The sequence below is a fragment of the Caballeronia sp. GAFFF1 genome, assembly GCF_023630705.1.
Taxonomy (GTDB): domain Bacteria; phylum Pseudomonadota; class Gammaproteobacteria; order Burkholderiales; family Burkholderiaceae; genus Caballeronia.
The window spans coordinates 92,416-109,858 of record NZ_JALQEM010000028.1; the positions used below are offsets into that span (position 1 = coordinate 92,416).

Genomic DNA, 17,443 nt, shown 5'->3' on the forward strand with positions numbered 1-17,443 from the left:
CAGACGCTGAACCTGGCGAGCGTCTGCGTGGCGTGAGGAGTGTCCCATGGCCACCATCACTTCCGCGAATCTGGCCTTTAGCCTCGCAGCAACGGACCTGTACCCGGCGCCGCCGGCGATTTAGGCCTATGCCGCCGACAATGCATTCAGCGCGGAACCCGTCGAGCTGGCCGGGATCGTCATGGGCGTGGAGGGCCACATGTCGGGCGGCATCATCTTCCACCCGTCGATGCTGAAGGTGGCGATCATGCCCGATTCGCCGTCGCTGACGATCTTCGAGGACTGGATGACGCTTCGGCGCACCGTGCGCGAGGTGTTTCATGCGAACGGTTCGATCTCGATTCCGTCGATCGCGGGCAAGTACACGCTGCGGAACGGCATCCTGAAGTCGGGCAATTGATCGTCAACGCGAAGAAGTGCTCGAGTACGTGTCGTATGTAATCGCCTGCTAGAGAATAATGGGCGCGCGTGTATAGGGGATCACATCAAAGACACGCCCACGACGCTCTATAACGACACCCTCGTCACCAGCGCTGACGGCACGCTCACCATCAACTATGGGGCCGACTCCGATCCGCACATCAAGTTCACCCGGCGACCGGCGCGCAAAGGGGCTGGCCCCGTATCGAAGTGGATCGAACGACGACCACAACCACGCCAAAGAGTCGCGTGAGTGGCCCGCAAGCGCCACTGCTCGCGGGCGCGTCATGAGGCTGGTAAACGTCGGCACGATAGCCCGATCGGCTAGGTGTACGCGATTCAGTTTGGCAACGCGGCGCGAGCCGGCGTAGCCGATTAGAGCGGGACAGTGCGTGCGACGGCGGTCAACAACACGGACCAGACGCTGCATCAGTCGTCAGCGTCAAGACATCGTGTCGACGTATGCATAAAACGGAAACATGACGCACGGCGTGGATCACAACATCGTGCAACCGTGGTAACCGCCCTGGTGGTGTTATCCCACGAAGCAATCCCTAACGCCTCGCCACAAACGAGTTCCCTCATCCCCCGTCACACCACCATCACCGCGGATGATTCCGCACAAAATCGCGATAAGACGCATACGCCGGCTTCTGCGTATGCCCGTCACCCCGGATCATTCCATACGCGCCTTCCGCATCGTCGTAAAGCTCATACGCCTGAATAGACTGAATGTTGTACTTCGACGCGACATCCACATACTCCGACATCATGTCGCCGCCGGTAAGATACCTTGCGATCTGCAAAAGCGATCCCAAACTCGGGCGCACGCCGAATTCGTTGATCCAGATCGGCTTGCCCATTTGATGCAGCACCGCCAGCACGTCGTGGCAGCCCGTACCGCCGCAGGCGTTCGTGATATCGCCTTCGTTCGAGTACCAGTGCCATGCCGTAATGTCCCAGTTCACGGTCGGATGGCCCCACGAGCCGTCAGGCTGCGACCCGTCGCCAAGCATCTGGTAGAACGCATAGTGCAGCCATGTGCCGCCCAGAACGATCTTCCCTTCCGTGTCCTCCGATCTCACGCCCGCGATCAGGCCGCGAATGATGCCTCGGGCTATCTCATAGCGGTGATTGTCGTAATGTTGCCAATAGACGCCGTCGACATTTCCGTTGAGCGTGCGCGCCTCCAGTTCGTTGCCGACCTCGTAGTACTTGTAGTGGTACGCGCTCGCCGTCTGCTTGCCGAGCCTATAGCCCGCGTTATACGCATCTTGCTCGTTGCTATAGCCAAGACCCAGCAGCATGACCGGATACACGGTCACGCCGCCGTCCGCCATGGTTCGTGCAATGCCCGCGAGCTTGTTCGCCGAGGCCTGGTTGTAGACCTCGTTCCGGTAGATCGTCGCGCCGAGATCGTGGAGTTGCGAAAGCTGAGTCTCAGGGCTGGAAATGTCGTATGCGCCGCCGCTGTTGTTATGGCCATTCATGCCATAGAAGATCGAGCCGTTGGTGCTCGCACTTTTCACCGTCGCTGCGAGCGTGCTGCTCTTGTCGGTGGCTGCGTCAACGGGACTTCCGCTTTCTCCGCCGCAGGCTGCAAGCAATAGGCTCGTCATCGCCGCGCTGACTAGCGCGCCGCGCTTAAGCGACGTGAAAGGCCGGGTAACGAAGGAACAAAAGCGAGTCGATTTTTTCATGTTATTAGTCGTACTAAATGCACGCCGAGTCCTGCACGGATGAGAGTGTGCTTTCATCGTCTCAGATGGCTCGGACGGAAAGGGAAGCAGGCCGCGAAAAAACATCGCGGCGCACATCAACCCACGAATGGATGAAGCAGATGGTTGAAACTTATTGCCAGCCAGAAGCAAAGGCAGTCAAGGGCGAACAAAAAGGTCGCCGATGCGTTCGGTCATGCACGACTCATCGCGCATGAAAGGCGGATTCGCGATGAAGCACGCAAGCAGCGCGGTCGATCCACGCTGACTCGAATCCGCGCATCAATGTTGAGCAGTCAGATTTACCCGTTCTATGCGAAGCGATGCGTCAAATAGGCAAGCGTTGCCGGGAACCCGAGGCAGCGGCGAAAGATTACTTTGTTCTCGCTTCGATGTAAACCTTCTGCGCGAATCATTGCGTCATCATCGCGCGCGGATACGCCATACAGTTCGACGTCCTAAGGAAGGTCGCATCATGCGGCGCAACGGTGCATCCATTGCAGGAGAAGAGATTCACCGCGTTCGGTGATGATTCGGAGGACGAATGAACGGCATCGATATGAGGATTCGTTCGTGCCTCTGCGAAAAATGCCCTAGCGAGCAAATGGCACCGGCTGCTCGCGCCAAGCCCGATCATGATAGCCTCTCGTTTTTGTCGCGGCGGCGGGGCATCGGCCGCTGTCAATTCAATCGCACATCACGAACATGACGTACAGAAGTCCGCAAGTCGCCGAGTTGATGGCGCAAAGGGAGTCGCTGGAGAAGGAACTGGCCGAAGCACGGCGCAAAGAAGAGCGTCTCGCGCTGATCGAGATCGTCCAGAAGATGCGTCAGTACGGCATCTCGTTGAACGAACTGATGGACCGCAAGCCCGGCATGCAGCATTCGGCACCGGACGCGGCCATCAAGTATCGCGATCCGGAAAGCGGTGCGACGTGGAGCGGGCGCGGTCGCGCGCCGCAGTGGATCGCGGGCAAGGATCGGGACGCGTTTCTGGTCGAACAGTCCGCGAGCCTGTCGCCGCGACAGGCTTCACAGGCTTCGCTTTTCGCAGACGAAGACTGAAGCGCGCGCAGGGCTGAAGGCTTCGCGTAAGCCCATCCTGCGCGCTCGAGCGCCGTTTACTGCGCCAATACGACTTGGGCGATGAGGCCGGTCGCTGCCGCGACGAGCACGTAGTCCGCGCCGACGCCGACCCATTGATAGCCGCGCGGCGGCTGACGCAGGCCGTGGCCGCGCCAATCGTCGACCACATACTGATGGTCGCGATATTCGCTCGAAAGGCGATCGCCCTTGTGCCAGTCCGGATGACCGCGGTCGCGATCCGCATGCTCCGGCGGCCGGGGCGCGTCGTGGCTGTCGTGTGCGTCGTGGCCGTGCATCATCGGCGCATGGTTGGCTCCAGGGCCGTGATTCTCATCCGGACCGTGCCACTGCTGCGCGAAAGCCGCGCCCGCAGTAAGTCCGAGACCGGCAGACAGCAGCGCAACGACAATTCGTTTTTTCATGGAACGTTTCTCCTCGTAGAGTAGGGGTTATTGCCCTTGTGCGCGAACAGGCGGTCACTCTACGTTGCAAGGCTGCGCGATGACGTGAGATTGTGTAAGCAACGCTTACTTCGCATTACGCGCATTACGCGGATCGGGAGGTAAGCTTTGACAGGCAGGGCGTCGCGATGTCATCTCCGCCCATAGATGACGCTGAATAAGAACGATAAAAATGTTTTTCTATCGCCGGGCGGCTTTCTGGCTCACCATGAAACGATTTAATAAAGCATGGAGAGAGACATGGAAAGCAGAGCGGATTTGAAGCGCTACGAGTTATTGATAGGCGGCGAATTCGTCGCTCCGAGCGGCGGCGCATATTCGACCAATCTCAATCCCGCAACCGAAGAGCCGATCGGGTATGTCGCGCAGGGCACGTCGGCCGATGTAGACCGCGCTGTGCAGGCGGCGCGCGCCGCGTTGAAACCCTGGAACGCGATTCGCGCCGCCGAGCGCGGCCGCATCCTGATGCGGCTTGCCGAACTGCTCCGCGAAAATCAAGAAGAACTCGCCGCGCTCGAAAGCCTCGATGCGGGCAAGCCCATTGCCGGCGTCCAGCGCCAGGACGTGCCCGCCGCCATCGATACGCTCGCCTACTACGCCGGCTGGTGCGACAAGATCAACGGTCAGGTCGTGCCGGCGCGGCCCGATGCGCTGACCTACACGGTGCGCGAGCCGGTGGGCGTGGTCGGCGCCATCGTCCCGTGGAATTTCCCGCTGATGATCGGCATGTGGAAGATCGCGCCGGCGCTCGCCTGCGGTTGCACGCTGATCGTGAAGCCTGCCGAGATCACGCCGCTGTCCGCGCTGATGATCGGCCGCCTCGCGCTGGAAGCGGGCGTGCCGCCCGGCGTGCTGAACATCGTTACGGGCAAGGGTTCGGTGGTCGGCGATTCGATGGTCGCGCATCCGGGCATCGACAAGATCACCTTCACGGGTTCGCCTTCGGTCGGGCGGGGGATCCTGCAAGGGGCGGCGGGCAACTTCAAGCGCGTGACGCTGGAGTTGGGCGGCAAGTCGGCCAACGTCATCTTCGCCGATGCCAACATCGACAGCGCGGTGCGCGCGGCGGCATCGGGCATCTTCTTCAACGCGGGACAAGTGTGCTCGGCGGGGTCGCGCGTGCTGGTGCAGCGCGCCGCCTATGACGAAGTGGTCGAGCGCCTTTCCGAGCGCGCGCAAACCATCAAACTTGGCGATCCATCGAAGCGCGAGACGAACATGGGTCCGCTCATCTCCGCCAAGCAAATGAAGACCGTGCTCGATTACGTCGATATCGGCAAGGCCGAGGGCGCGTCGCTCGTGACGGGCGGGCGGCGCTCGGGCGAGCAAGGCTACTTCGTCGAACCGACAGTGTTCGCGAACGTCCAACACGAAATGCGTATTTCGCAGGAAGAGATCTTCGGTCCGGTGGCGAGCGTCATTCCTTTCGACGACGAAGCGGACGCGCTGCGCATCGCCAACGGCACCGCCTACAGTCTGGCGGCGGGCGTGTGGAGCGCGGACATCGGGCGGGTGCATCGCATGGCGGCCGAACTCAAGGCGGGCACGGTCTGGGTCAATACGTACGGCTATACGGACGTGCGGCTGCCGTGGGGCGGTTCGGGCGATTCGGGCTTTGGCCGCGAGCATGGCGACGTGGCCATCGAGAACTTCACGGAGCCAAAGGCAGTGTGGGTGTCGCTGACGCCCTGAGCGACCGCTGAGCGCCGCGCGTCGAATACGCGCGGTGGTTCTCGAACAAAGCGCGAAAGGCGGCCGAAGCCGCCCTGGTTGCATCGCCGAAAGAAGACTTAAACGCGCGCCTGCACGCCTTCCTTGTCGCGCGCCCGCCAAAGCCGAGCGCGCTGTGTGCTGTCCTCGTATTGAACCGTGTTTTGACGGCATGCCTCGATCGTCGAGTTCTTGCGCTCGACGATCGCCTGGCAGAGAAACTCCGCGCTATATGCCTTGAGCAAATGCGGACACTGCGTCCCGATGTACTGCGCGATCTTGCCGTAGTCGCTGTCTGCCGATGCCAGCGAGCGATACGTGTCCGCGTCCCAGCGGAACATCAGGTCGAGTTCTTCGAAAGCGGTATTGAACGCGCAGACTTGCGCCAGAACTTCGCGGTCGTCGCTGTGCATGGCGTGGCTCATGATCGTCTCCATAGTGGCCGCAGGGCATACACGCAGGATAGAAAAAGCCATTCATACAGGACAGTCAAAGTTTCTTCGGCTAACCATTCGGTTTGATTTATGAATCGGGCTTACCCGTCTTTGCGACGATATGCGTGATCGCTTCGATCTGCGCGGCGCCTTCCTCAATTAGAAACTGCTTGAACGCGAGCGCCACCGGCGGCAAGCGCTTGTTGTTGCGATGCACGACAAACCAGTTGAGCATCACGGGAAAGCCTTCTATATCCAGCACGGCTAGTTTGCCGACCTGCAATTCCATGCTGATCGTATGCGCGGATAAGAAACTCAGACCCATTCCGGCGATCACGGCCTGCTTGATGGTTTCAGTGCTCGTGATCTCCATCGCGACATTCAAGTTCGTGAGCCTGCCGGCGAAGCCTTCTTCCATTGAATTCCACGTATCGGAGCCACGCTCGCGCACGATGAAAGGTTCATCGGCGAGCGACTCCAGCGGGATATCGCTTTGTCCGACAAGCGGATGGTCCGGCGGCGCGACAATCACGTAAGGATGCGGCGCAAACGACACATTGACCGTATCCATATCGCGCGGCGGGCGCACCATGACCGCAAGATCCGTCAAATTGTCGGACAGTTGATGCAGCAGTTCCTCGCGGTTATGCACGGCGAGATTGAGCCGGACATCCGTATTACGTTTGGTGAATTCGGCCAGAAGGCGAGGAAAGAAGTAATCGCCCGCGCTAATCACGGCGACGTTGAGCGTGCCTCCGGAAATACCCTTGAGACGGGCCATCGCGTCGTCGGCTTCGCGGAATTGCTCGAGGATCGCCCTGCTGTAATGGAGCATTTCGTTCCCCGCCGGAGTGAGATAGATTTTCTTGCCGAGCTGTTCGAAAAGAGGCAAGCCGGCGTGCTCTTCGAGTTGCTTGACCTGCGTGGAGACGGCCGGCTGCGTGAGATAGAGCTCTTCCGCCGCCCGCGAAAAACTCAGGCGTCGCGCGACCGTTTCGAAGATTTTGAGTTGGCGCAGAGTGGCATTTCGCAGCACGGCAGGCCCTCATCCATTCACGATAGCTAACTTATACAATAATTTTTTTTAACTTTCCTTAATCATTTTTGTCCCCCACGATGCTTTCACGTGCCCCGCAGTTGTAAGCCAACTTTCAGCCGACGCAAGCGAGCGCCGGGGAGCACGCAGCATCGAGCCCGACAGGGCTGCATCGACCATCCGGACTTCTTGGGAATCGCTCGAAATGATTCTTCGATCGCCTGACGCGGATGTTGGCCCCAAGCGCGAACCCATCGCCCTTCTGGACACGCGACGCCACGCCCGCGCCGCCTGGCCGGAGCACCTTCCCTGACCGACCGCAACGCCCGCCGGCCCCGCGCCGGTGATCTCGCTGTACATCAAGCGCCGCACGAGCGCAGAGACAGATATCGGAGACAGACATGGCAAGCGCAGACACGGTGGTGTCCGGGCAGTCGCACGGGCGTCATCACAACCGTTGGATCCAGCTGGCGATCGGCATTCTATGCATGGGCCTCGTCGCCAACCTTCAGTACGCATGGACCCTTTTCGTCGTACCGATGGATGCGAAGCACCATTGGGGTCAAGCGGCCATCCAGACGGCGTTCACCATCTTCATCGTCACGGAAACCTGGCTCGTGCCGGTCGAAGGCTGGCTGGTCGACAAGTTCGGGCCGCGTCCGGTCGTGATCGGCGGATCGGTGTGCGCGGCCATCGGTTGGGTCATCGACGCGCACGCGACGAGCCTCGTCCATCTCTATATCGCGGCGGTCGTCGCGGGCATCGGCGCGGGATGCGTGTACGGCACCTGCGTCGGCACGGCGCTCAAATGGTTCCCGGACAAGCGCGGTCTCGCGGCGGGCCTGACGGCGGCGGGCTTCGGCGCCGGCGCGGCGGTCACGGTCATTCCGATCTCCAACATGATCCAGTCCTCGGGCTACGAGCACGCGTTCATGTTCTTCGGCATCTTCCAGGGTGTGTGCATCTTCCTGCTCGCGCTGATGCTCGTGCGTCCGAAGCCCCCGGTGCACGTGGCGCCGGCCAAGCGGATCGTATCCACCAAGATCGACTACACGACCGGCCAGATGGTGCGCTCGCCGCTCTTCTGGGTGCTCTACCTGATGTTCGTGTTCGTCGCGGCGGGCGGCGTGATCGCCACCGCGCAGTTCGGGCCCATCGCGAAGGAATACGGCTTCGCCAAGATGCCGGTGAACCTGTTCGGCATCACGCTGCCGCTGCTCGCCATGACGCTTTCCATCGACAACCTCTGCAACGGCTTCACGCGGCCGCTGTGCGGCTTCATCTCGGACAAGATCGGCCGCGAGAACACGATGTTCATCATCTTTCTGGGCGAGGGCGTGGCGCTGCTCGGGCTGATGCAGTTCGGACATCATCCGTATCTCTTCATGCTGTTCGCCGCGATGACGTTCCTCTGCTGGGGCGAGATCTTCTCGATCTTTCCTGCCACGTGCGCCGACACCTTCGGCAGCAAGTACGCCGCCGCCAACGCGGGCACGCTGTACACGGCGAAGGGCACGGCCTCGATGCTGGTGCCGCTCGCGTCGGTGCTCGCGTCGATCGGATCGTGGAATGCGGTGTTCATCACGGCCGCGACGACGTCGATTGCCGCCGGTTTGTGCGCCAAGTTCGTGCTGGCGCCAATGAGAAAGCGCTGGATCGAGAACACGGTCGCCGCCACTTCGGGCGATTCGTCGATCAACGCGTCGTTTCAGGCGGGCTGGCCCGAAGCGCCGGGCAAGACGTCGGTTCAATAACGAACGCAGAGGAACGCAGCGCATGCGCGAACGCCCGGCCGCTCCCGCTCATGCGCCTTCGGTGTCGCTGCATCAGTTGCGGCTTTTCGTGACGCTCGCGCGATACCGCAGCTTCACCCGCGCCGGCGACGAATTCGGCATCACGCAATCGGCGGTGAGCCGCAGCATTCGAGAACTCGAAGACGAAATCGCGCTGCGGCTTTTCGACCGGACCACGCGCCAGGTCACGCTCACCGACACCGGACGCAATCTGCTGGCGCGCATCGCTCCGCTCGTCGAGGAACTGGAAGCGACGCTGCGGCCGCGCGCCGACAGTCGAGCCGGGCAGGGCATGGTCCACGTGGCGAGCAGTTGCGGCCTCACGGCGAGCGTGCTTCCTGCGCTACTCGCGTCGTGCAAGGAGCGGCTGCCGGATGTGACGATAACCGTGATGGACCGGCCGCAGAGCGCCGTGCTCCAGCTCGTGCGCTCCGGCGAGGCGGAAATCGGCGTCGTCATTGCGCCGGACAATCTCGACGAACTCGCCTTCGAACCGCTATTCGCCGATGGTTTCGCAGCGGTGGTCGGCGCGTCGCATCGGCTGGCGGATGCCGCGCGTCTGGAGTGGACTCAGTTGCGCGGCATGCCGCTCCTTCTGCTCGACGACGACACCGGCAGCCTCGCCGCCGTCGAAGCCGCGCTCGCGCGTCACGCGGTGGCGGGCGCAGTGCGGCAGCGGCTGACGCAGCCGATGGCGGTGGCCCGCATGGCGCAGGCCGGTCTCGGCGTCGGCGTATTGCCGATGCACGCTCGTCTGTCTTGCGATAGCGCCCGCACGCGCTTCATTCCCCTTGCGCCCGACACCGCGCGCGCGGTGATGATCGTGCGCCGCCGTGGCCGCGCGCTGCGCGAGAGCGCGGCGCATGTCTGGTCGCACTTCATCGCAACCTCGACGCATACTCTCAACACGTCACAGGCCATCGAGGCCTGAGCGACGCGTCCATTCATCCCGACGACACCGCAAGGCCGCCGCCGCATGCGGGTTTTTGCTCGTCTGCCGCAGCACGAATCGCCTTGTCCCGCGTGAACATGGAATGTAGTATCTTGTATATCAGAAGCATGCAAGACTACGACTCTAGGAGACGAGCATGAAGATCTGCGTGTATGGCGCCGGAGCTATCGGCGGTTACATGGGCGCGCAATTCGCCCGGGCCGGAGCGGACGTCAGCTTCGTGGCGCGCGGGCCGCACCTCGCGGCGATGCAGGCGAACGGCGTGCGGCTCAGAATCGACGGGGAAGAGCACACGGTCAAAGTGCGCTGCACGAACAATCCCGCCGAGCTCGGGCCGCAGGACTACGTGATCATTGCGTTGAAGGCGCATTCGGTGCCCGGCGTGGTCGACCTGATGCCGCCGCTGCTCGGTCCGGACACGGCCATCGTCACCGCGGTCAACGGCTTGCCTTACTGGTACTTTTATCAGCACGGCGGCGCGCTTGCCGGCACGACGCTGCAAAGCATCGATCCGGGCGGCAGGCAATGGAGCGTGTTCGGGCCGGAGCGGGCCATCGGCTGCGTGCTGCTGCCGGCGGCGGAAATCGTGGAGCCGGGCGTCATCGAGCATCACTACGGCAAGAAGTTTCCGATTGGCGAGCCGAGCGGGGAGATCACGCCGCGCCTTCAGGCACTGCACGACATCATGGCAGCCGCCGACATGGAAGCGCCGATGCGCGACAACATCCGCGACGAAATCTGGCTGAAGCTCTGGGGCAACCTTTGCTTCAACCCGATCAGCGCGCTCACGCACGCGACGCTCGATGTCCTCACGAGCGACCCCGGCACCCGCGCGCTGTCGAAGGCGATGATGCTCGAAGCGAAGGCGATCGGCGACAAGATCGGCGTCAACTTCCGGGTCGACGTGGAGCGGCGCATCAACGGCGCAGGGGCCGTCGGCGCGCACAAAACGTCAATGCTGATGGACTGCGAAGCCGGCCGGCCGATGGAAATCGACCCGCTCATCACGGTCGTGCAGGAAATCGGCCGCCTGGTGCACGTTGAAACGCCGATGATCGATGCTGTCCTCGCATTGATCAAGCTGCGCGAAGCGGTGAATCAGGGCACCGCCCGGGCGCCAGCGCCGCCGCAAACGCAAAAAGCGGCCTAGACTGGAATCAAAGCGGCGAGCGTTGTTTCTGATATACAAGATGCAAAATATGTTGCGTCCTGCTGCGACGCAACATATACTAGAGGCTCTTTAGTGATTTGAACCGGAGCCTGAAATGAGCATCGCCTTGTTGGTTGTCGTTGGAATCGCGCTGGTTGCTGCGGGTGTGGGCGTTACGTTTATGATTGCGTCGGCGGTGCCGCAGGACATGCTGCAGCGCGCACAGGAACACGGTCGCTTTGCCGGACTCGCGGCGGACGACCAGAACGGCGGTTCGGGCAAGCGCGTCGTCGCGAACCGGCCGCAAATGGGAAACCAAGCCATCAATGCCATCTGATACTCAATCCGTAGACAGGCCGGAAGTTCGCCCGAACGGGCTGACGCTTTCGCTGGAGCCGATCAACGCCACGGTCTCGCTGCGCGATCAGGCGTACGCGAAACTGCGGCAGGCCATCGCGGAGGCGGACATCTACCGTTCGCGGGAAGAAATCCGTCTGGACGAGAAAGAGCTGACGGAAGCGTTGGGCGTCTCGCGAACGCCTATCCGCGAAGCCATGACGCTTCTGGAGCAGGAAGGCTTCCTGCGCACGGTGCCGCGCCGCGGGGTGTATATCCTGCGCAAGACCAAGCGCGAGATCGTCGAGATGATTCACATGTGGGCCGCCCTCGAAAGCATGGCGGCGCGCCTTGCCACGCAGCGCGCGACGGACGAGGAAATCGCCCAGCTTCGCCACATGTTCGACAATTTCCGCGACAGCACGCCGGCCGAGCATATCGACGAGTATTCGGAAGCGAATATCGCGTTCCATCAGGCCATCGTGCGGCTGTCGAAGTCGCAGATCATCTTCGACACGATCAAGAACATCTTCGTGCACGTGCGCGCGATCCGGAAGATGACGATCTCGCAGAGCGACCGCGCGTCGCGCTCGATCGTCGATCACATGCGCATCATCGAGGCGCTGGAGAAGCGCGACACCGAGCTCGTCGAGCGGCTCGTGAGGCAGCATTCGCTGGATCTTGCGGCGTTCGTCGAGGCGAACTGCGATTTTCTGGATTGAGTTCCGAGCAGCGTGAGCAGTAAAGCAGAAGGCCGCACGGCATCGCCGCGCGGCCTTTTTTTCATGCGCCCGATAGACGCGCTAGCGCATCGCCCGCAGCATCGTTTCGCCGAGCGCCGCCGGCGAATCGGCGACGTGGATGCCCGCCGATTTCATCGCGTCGATCTTCGCGCTTGCCGTGCCCGAGCCGCCCGAGATGATCGCGCCCGCGTGGCCCATGCGGCGTCCCGGCGGCGCGGTCGTCCCGGCGATGAAGCCAACCACCGGCTTTTTCGTCTTCGCGTCCTTCAGGAACTGCGCCGCTTCTTCCTCCGCCGATCCGCCGATCTCGCCGATCATGATGATGCCTTCGGTGGCGTCGTCGGCGAGGAAAAGCGACAGGCAGTCGATAAAGTTCGTCCCGTTCACCGGATCGCCGCCAATGCCGATGCACGTCGTCTGGCCGAGCCCGGCCGCGGTCGTCTGCGCGACGGCCTCGTAGGTCAGCGTGCCCGAGCGCGACACCACGCCGATCTTTCCCGGCTGATGAATGTGTCCCGGCATGATGCCGATTTTGCACGCGCCCGGCGTGATGACGCCCGGACAGTTCGGCCCGACGAGCCGGCTCGCGGAACCGGCGAGCGCGCGCTTCACGCGCAGCATGTCGAGCACCGGAATGCCTTCCGTGATGCAGACGATCAGCGGCACGTCGGAGTCGATGGCTTCGAGGATCGCATCGGCGGCAAAGGGCGGCGGCACGTAGATCACGGACGCGTCGGCGCCGGTTTTCCCGACCGCATCGGCCACCGTGTCGAAGACCGGCAGGTCGAGATGCGTCGTGCCGCCCTTGCCGGGCGTGACGCCGCCGACCATTCGCGTGCCGTATGCAATCGCCTGCTCGGAGTGAAAGGTGCCTTGCGCGCCGGTGAAGCCCTGGCAGATCACCTTCGTGTTCTTGTCGATCAAGACGCTCATGAGACTTCCTCTCAATGGTGGACGGCGCTGACGATCTTGTCGGCGGCATCGGCGAGGTTTTCGGCGGAGATGATGGTGAGACCGGACGTGCGCAGAATTTCGCGGCCCGCATCGACATTGGTGCCGGCCAGACGGACGACGAGCGGCACGCGCAGGTCGACTTCGCGCGCCGCCGCGACGACGCCTTGCGCAATCACATCGCAGCGCATGATGCCGCCGAAGATGTTGACGAGAATGCCTTGCACCTTTGTATCGCGCAGAATCAGCTTGAATGCGGTCGCGACGCGTTCCTGCGTCGCGCCGCCGCCCACGTCCAGAAAGTTCGCCGGCTCGCCGCCATAAAGTTTGATGATGTCCATGGTGGCCATCGCAAGGCCCGCGCCGTTCACCATGCAGCCGATGCTGCCGTCGAGCTTCACGTAGTTGAGGCCGTGCTTCGCGGCCTCGATTTCGGCGGGGTCTTCTTCGTCTTCGTCGCGCAGGGCTTCGACGTCCGGATGGCGATACAGCGCGTTGTCGTCGAAATTGAGCTTCGCGTCGAGCGCCATGACGTCGCCGGAACCGGTTACCACGAGCGGATTGACCTCGACCACGGACGCGTCCAGATCGACGAACGCCTGATACAGCGCGGCGATGAACTTCGACGCCGCTTTCACCTGATTGCCGGTGAGCCCGAGCCCGAACGCGACCTGCCGCGTGTGAAAGGGCTGAAGGCCGGTCGCGGGATCGATCGCGACCTTGAGAATCTTCTCGGGCGTGCGATGCGCGACTTCCTCGATTTCTATTCCGCCTTCCGTCGACGCCATGATCGTGATGCGCGACGTCGCCCGGTCGACCAGCATGCCGAGATACAGTTCGCGCGCGATGTCGCAGCCTTCCTCGATATAGAGGCGCTTTACTTCCTTGCCGGCCGGTCCGGTCTGCTTCGTGACGAGCACGGACGACAGCATCTTCTGCGCGTTGTCGCGCACGTCCTCCACCGACTTCACCACGCGCACGCCGCCTTTGCCGTCGGGATCGTTGGCAAACCGGCCCGCGCCGCGTCCCCCCGCATGAATCTGCGACTTGACGACCCAGACCGGGCCGCCCAGCGCGCTGGCGGCATCGGCGGCCTCCTGCGCCGTGAAAGCGACGCGGCCTTGCGGCACCGCGACGCCGTACTTTCGCAGCAGCGCCTTCGCTTGGTATTCGTGAATGTTCATTGCGTCTCCTGTTGCGTCCGGCGCGTGCGGACAGCCCGAGCGCTCCGGACGTTGTCGTGGATGCGCGTGACGAATAGAGCGGTCCGCGCTGATATTAGATATATCACATATCAAGGCGTCGACGATAGCGCTGCGCTGTTTTGCGTCGCAACATGTTTCAGCGTGCAAGCGAGGTCGGACGGCTTGGAGAGCCGTTCGTGCATCGCATCACAGGGTTTATTCCAATCACAACATCGTTGACTAATACTGTGTGTGGAATATTGTATATCACAGCAACGGGACAGCAGCGCGGCGTCCTAAGCGAAGAACATCACCCCATTCGAGGAGGAGACAACACATGTCCGAAGTCGTCAGCAGCCGTCCGGAAGTCGCTCCAGCCACCACCACCGCCGATGACACGCTCAAGCAAAAGACGCGCGGCGCGGGCGTCGTCTCGGGCGGCCATCTCGTCGCGCGAGCGCTCAAGAACGAAGGCGTCGATACCATCTTCACGCTGTGCGGCGGTCATATCATCGATATCTACGACGGCTGCGTCGATGAAGGCATCCGCATCATCGACGTGCGCCACGAGCAGGTCGCCGCCCACGCCGCCGACGGCTACGCGCGTCAGACCGGCAAGCTCGGCTGCGTGGTGACGACGGCCGGCCCCGGCTGCACGAACGCGGTCACGGGCGTCGCCACGGCGTTCCGCTCGGAAAGCCCGATCATCCACATCGGCGGGCAGGGCGCGCTCACGCAGCACAAGATGGGCTCGTTGCAAGACCTTCCGCACGTCGACATGATGTCGCCCATCACCAAGTTCGCGGCGACCGTGCCGAGCACCGAGCGCGTCGCCGACATGGTCTCGATGGCTGCCCGCGAAGCCTTCAACGGCGCGCCCGGCCCGGCGTATCTGGAAATTCCGCGCGACGTGCTGGACCGTGAAATCGACGTCAGCAAGGCCGTAATTCCGCAGCCCGGACGCTATCGCGCATCGACGAAATCGGTCGGCGATCCGAAGGACATCGAGAAGCTCGCCGATCTGCTCGTGAACTCCGAGCGCCCGGCGATTCTGTACGGCCAGCAAGTGTGGACGGCGCGCGGCCACGAAGAAGCGATCGCGCTGCTGCGCGGCCTCGACATTCCCGGCTACTTCAACGGCGCGAGCCGCGGCCTCTTGCCGCCGGGCGATCCGCATCACTTCGACCGCACGCGCTCGCAGGCTTTCGCGAAGGCGGATCTGATCGTGATCGTCGGCACGCCGTTCGATTTCCGCATGGGCTACGGCAAGCGCATCAGCAAGGAACTGAAGCTGGTGCAGATCGACATGGACTACCGGACCGTCGGCAAGAATCGCGATATCGACCTCGGGCTCGTCGGCGATCCGGGCGCGATTCTCGGCGCAGTGCTGCAAGCCGCGAGCGGGCGGCTGAAGAACGACAAGCGCCAGTCGCGCCAGGCGTGGATGCGCGAACTCGCGGCGGCGGAAGAAACCGCGACCGCGAAGCTCATGCCGCTCTTCACGTCCGATGCGAGCCCGATCCATCCGTATCGCGTCGCGCACGAGATCAACCAGTTTCTCTCCGACGACACCATTTATATCGGCGATGGCGGCGACGTCGTGACGATCTCGGCGCAAGCCGTGCGTCCGCGCCGCCCCGGCCAGTGGATGGACCCCGGCGCGCTCGGCTCGCTCGGCGTCGGCACGGGCTTCGCCATCGCGGCAGGCCTCGCCAATCCGGAGAAGGAGGTGCTCTGCTACTACGGCGACGGCGCGTTCTCCATGACCTCGTTCGACATGGAAACGGCCAACCGCTTCGGCGTGCCGTACATCGCGGTGATCGGCAACAACTCGGCGATGAACCAGATTCGCTACGGCCAGCTCGCGAAATACGGCGAGGAGCGCGGCAACGTCGGCAATCTGCTCTCGGACGTCCCGTACGGCCGCTTCGCCGAAATGCTCGGCGGCTACGGCGAGGAAGTGTACGAAGCGTCGAAGATCGCGGGCGCGTTGCAGCGGGCGCGCGAGTCGATCGCGAAGACCGGCAAGAGCGCGGTCATCAATATCTGGGTCGATCCTACGGTATACGCGCCTGGCACGATGGCCCAGACGATGTACAAATAAAGAACGCGATCGAAGACACAGGGAGACAGCCATGAATTCCTCGGGCAAGGCACTGGATGGCGTACGCATCCTCGATTTCACGCACGTTCAATCGGGTCCGACCTGCACGCAGCTGCTGGCGTGGTTCGGCGCGGACGTCATCAAGGTGGAGCGCGCCGGCGCGGGCGACATCACGCGGGAACAACTGCGCGATATCCCCGATGCCGACAGCCTCTACTTCACGATGCTGAACCACAACAAGCGGTCTATCACCATCGACACGAAGAATCCCGAGGGCAAGAAGGTGCTCGAAACGCTCGTCAAGAAGTGCGACGTGCTGGTCGAGAACTTCGCGCCGGGCGCGCTCGACCGCATGGGCTTCACGTGGGAGCGCATTCAGGAACTGAATCCCGCGATGATCGTGGCGTCCGTCAAGGGCTTCGGGCCGGGGCCGTACGAAGACTGCAAGGTCTACGAGAACGTCGCGCAATGCGCGGGCGGCGCGGCATCGACCACGGGTTTCGACGACGGCCCGCCGACCGTCACCGGCGCGCAGATCGGCGATTCGGGCACGGGGCTGCATCTGGCGCTCGGCATCGTGACGGCGCTCTATCAGCGCAACCGCACGGGGCGGGGGCAGAAAGTGCTCGCCGCCATGCAAGACGGCGTGCTCAATCTGTGCCGCGTGAAATTGCGCGACCAGCAGCGCCTCGAGCGCACCGGCGTCATGAAGGAGTACCCGCAGTATCCGAACGGCACGTTCGGCGACGCGGTGCCGCGCGCGGGCAACGCGTCGGGCGGCGGCCAGCCGGGCTGGATCCTGAAGTGCAAGGGCTGGGAAACCGATCCGAACGCGTACATCTACTTCATTACGCAGGCGCCGGTGTGGGGCGAGATCTGCAAGGTGATCGGCAAGGAAGAGTGGATCGAGCATCCGGACTACAAGACGCCGAATGCCCGCCTGCCGCGTCTCAAAGAAATCTTCGCGGAAATCGAGCGCTGGACCATGTCGAAAACCAAGTTCCAGGCGATGGAGATCCTGAACAAGCACGACATTCCCTGCGGCCCGATTCTCTCGATGAAAGAAATCGCCGAAGAACCGTCGCTGAGAAAGACCGGCACGGTCGTGGAAGTGGACCATCCGGTGCGCGGCAAATACCTGACGGTCGGCAACCCGATCAAGCTCTCGGACAGCCCGACGGACGTCGTGCGCTCGCCGCTGCTCGGTGAGCATACCGATGAAGTCATGGCCGAGCTCGGCTACACGCCTGACCAGATCGCCACGCTGAAGAGCCTCGGCGCGATCTGAACCTTCACTCCCGATGCGAATATCGCGCGCTGTCCGTCATGGGCGGCGCGCGGACGAGACACGTCCTCTAATAAACG

The 17,443-nt window shown here is 62.7% G+C and carries 15 protein-coding genes and 1 pseudogene; 10 read left to right on the forward strand and 6 right to left on the reverse strand.

From position 1 onward, the window contains the following. Positions 1-136: 136 nt before the first annotated feature. Positions 137-400 (forward strand): annotated as a pseudogene (locus tag NCR37_RS14070) (phage tail fiber protein); the annotation flags it as partial. 622 nt (positions 401-1,022) lie between these two features. Here the strand turns inward: NCR37_RS14070 and NCR37_RS14075 are convergent. Then, a complete protein-coding gene (locus NCR37_RS14075; protein ID WP_250473503.1) occupies positions 1,023-2,120 on the reverse strand; it encodes a lipopolysaccharide biosynthesis protein in 1,098 nt (365 codons plus the stop codon). A gap of 723 nt (positions 2,121-2,843) precedes the next feature. Between NCR37_RS14075 and NCR37_RS14080 the strand changes: the two genes are divergently transcribed. Further along, the gene (locus tag NCR37_RS14080; protein ID WP_250473504.1) at positions 2,844-3,203 is read left to right on the forward strand and encodes an H-NS histone family protein; all 360 of its coding nucleotides are present in this window, start codon (positions 2,844-2,846) and stop codon (positions 3,201-3,203) included. Positions 3,204-3,259: 56 nt separating this feature from the next. Here NCR37_RS14080 and NCR37_RS14085 read toward each other — a convergent pair whose 3' ends face one another. After that, complete coding sequence (locus NCR37_RS14085) at positions 3,260-3,646, reverse strand: RcnB family protein (protein ID WP_250473505.1); 387 nt, start codon at positions 3,644-3,646, stop codon at positions 3,260-3,262. 279 nt (positions 3,647-3,925) lie between these two features. Between NCR37_RS14085 and NCR37_RS14090 the strand changes: the two genes are divergently transcribed. Then, complete coding sequence (locus NCR37_RS14090; protein WP_250473506.1) at positions 3,926-5,377, forward strand: aldehyde dehydrogenase family protein; 1,452 nt, start codon at positions 3,926-3,928, stop codon at positions 5,375-5,377. 98 nt (positions 5,378-5,475) lie between these two features. Here the strand turns inward: NCR37_RS14090 and NCR37_RS14095 are convergent, their stop codons facing one another. Together NCR37_RS14095 and NCR37_RS14100 are read right to left on the reverse strand one after the other, a co-directional pair. After that, the gene (locus tag NCR37_RS14095) at positions 5,476-5,820 is read right to left on the reverse strand and encodes a hypothetical protein (protein WP_250473507.1); all 345 of its coding nucleotides are present in this window, start codon (positions 5,818-5,820) and stop codon (positions 5,476-5,478) included. A 97-nt stretch (positions 5,821-5,917) separates the two neighbouring features. Then, complete coding sequence (locus NCR37_RS14100) at positions 5,918-6,862, reverse strand: LysR family transcriptional regulator (protein WP_206469568.1); 945 nt, start codon at positions 6,860-6,862, stop codon at positions 5,918-5,920. A 404-nt stretch (positions 6,863-7,266) separates the two neighbouring features. Between NCR37_RS14100 and oxlT the strand changes: the two genes are divergently transcribed. The 5 genes from oxlT to NCR37_RS14125 all read left to right on the forward strand — a co-directional run bounded on the left by oxlT (position 7,267) and on the right by NCR37_RS14125 (position 11,818). Next, positions 7,267-8,619, forward strand: a complete 1,353-nt coding sequence (gene oxlT, locus NCR37_RS14105) for an oxalate/formate MFS antiporter (RefSeq protein ID WP_250473508.1) — start codon at positions 7,267-7,269, stop codon at positions 8,617-8,619. A gap of 22 nt (positions 8,620-8,641) precedes the next feature. Beyond that, on the forward strand, positions 8,642-9,589 hold the full coding sequence (locus NCR37_RS14110; protein WP_250473509.1) for a LysR family transcriptional regulator: 948 nt from the start codon (positions 8,642-8,644) through the stop codon (positions 9,587-9,589). 157 nt (positions 9,590-9,746) lie between these two features. After that, positions 9,747-10,760 carry a 2-dehydropantoate 2-reductase gene (locus NCR37_RS14115; protein ID WP_250473510.1) on the forward strand — a complete coding sequence of 338 codons (1,014 nt, stop codon included), beginning with the start codon at positions 9,747-9,749 and terminating at the stop codon, positions 10,758-10,760. Between the two features lie 115 nt (positions 10,761-10,875). Beyond that, complete coding sequence (locus tag NCR37_RS14120) at positions 10,876-11,097, forward strand: hypothetical protein (RefSeq protein ID WP_250473511.1); 222 nt, start codon at positions 10,876-10,878, stop codon at positions 11,095-11,097. After that, positions 11,087-11,818 (forward strand): GntR family transcriptional regulator, encoded by a 732-nt coding sequence (locus NCR37_RS14125; protein WP_175941041.1) that lies wholly within the window; start codon positions 11,087-11,089, stop codon positions 11,816-11,818. Before NCR37_RS14120 ends, NCR37_RS14125 begins: the two co-directional genes overlap by 11 nt. Positions 11,819-11,899: 81 nt before the next feature. On the opposite strand, the gene sucD is transcribed toward NCR37_RS14125, so the two are convergent. Both sucD and sucC read right to left on the reverse strand, forming a co-directional pair. Further along, on the reverse strand, positions 11,900-12,772 hold the full coding sequence (gene sucD, locus NCR37_RS14130; RefSeq protein ID WP_250473512.1) for a succinate--CoA ligase subunit alpha: 873 nt from the start codon (positions 12,770-12,772) through the stop codon (positions 11,900-11,902). 11 nt (positions 12,773-12,783) lie between these two features. After that, complete coding sequence (gene sucC, locus NCR37_RS14135; protein ID WP_250473513.1) at positions 12,784-13,974, reverse strand: ADP-forming succinate--CoA ligase subunit beta; 1,191 nt, start codon at positions 13,972-13,974, stop codon at positions 12,784-12,786. A 337-nt stretch (positions 13,975-14,311) separates the two neighbouring features. Between sucC and NCR37_RS14140 the strand changes: the two genes are divergently transcribed. Together NCR37_RS14140 and frc are read left to right on the forward strand one after the other, a co-directional pair. Then, a complete protein-coding gene (locus NCR37_RS14140) occupies positions 14,312-16,078 on the forward strand; it encodes a thiamine pyrophosphate-binding protein (RefSeq protein ID WP_206469230.1) in 1,767 nt (588 codons plus the stop codon). A 31-nt stretch (positions 16,079-16,109) separates the two neighbouring features. Continuing rightward, positions 16,110-17,366, forward strand: a complete 1,257-nt coding sequence (frc, locus tag NCR37_RS14145) for a formyl-CoA transferase (RefSeq protein ID WP_250473514.1) — start codon at positions 16,110-16,112, stop codon at positions 17,364-17,366. Positions 17,367-17,443: the final 77 nt, after the last annotated feature.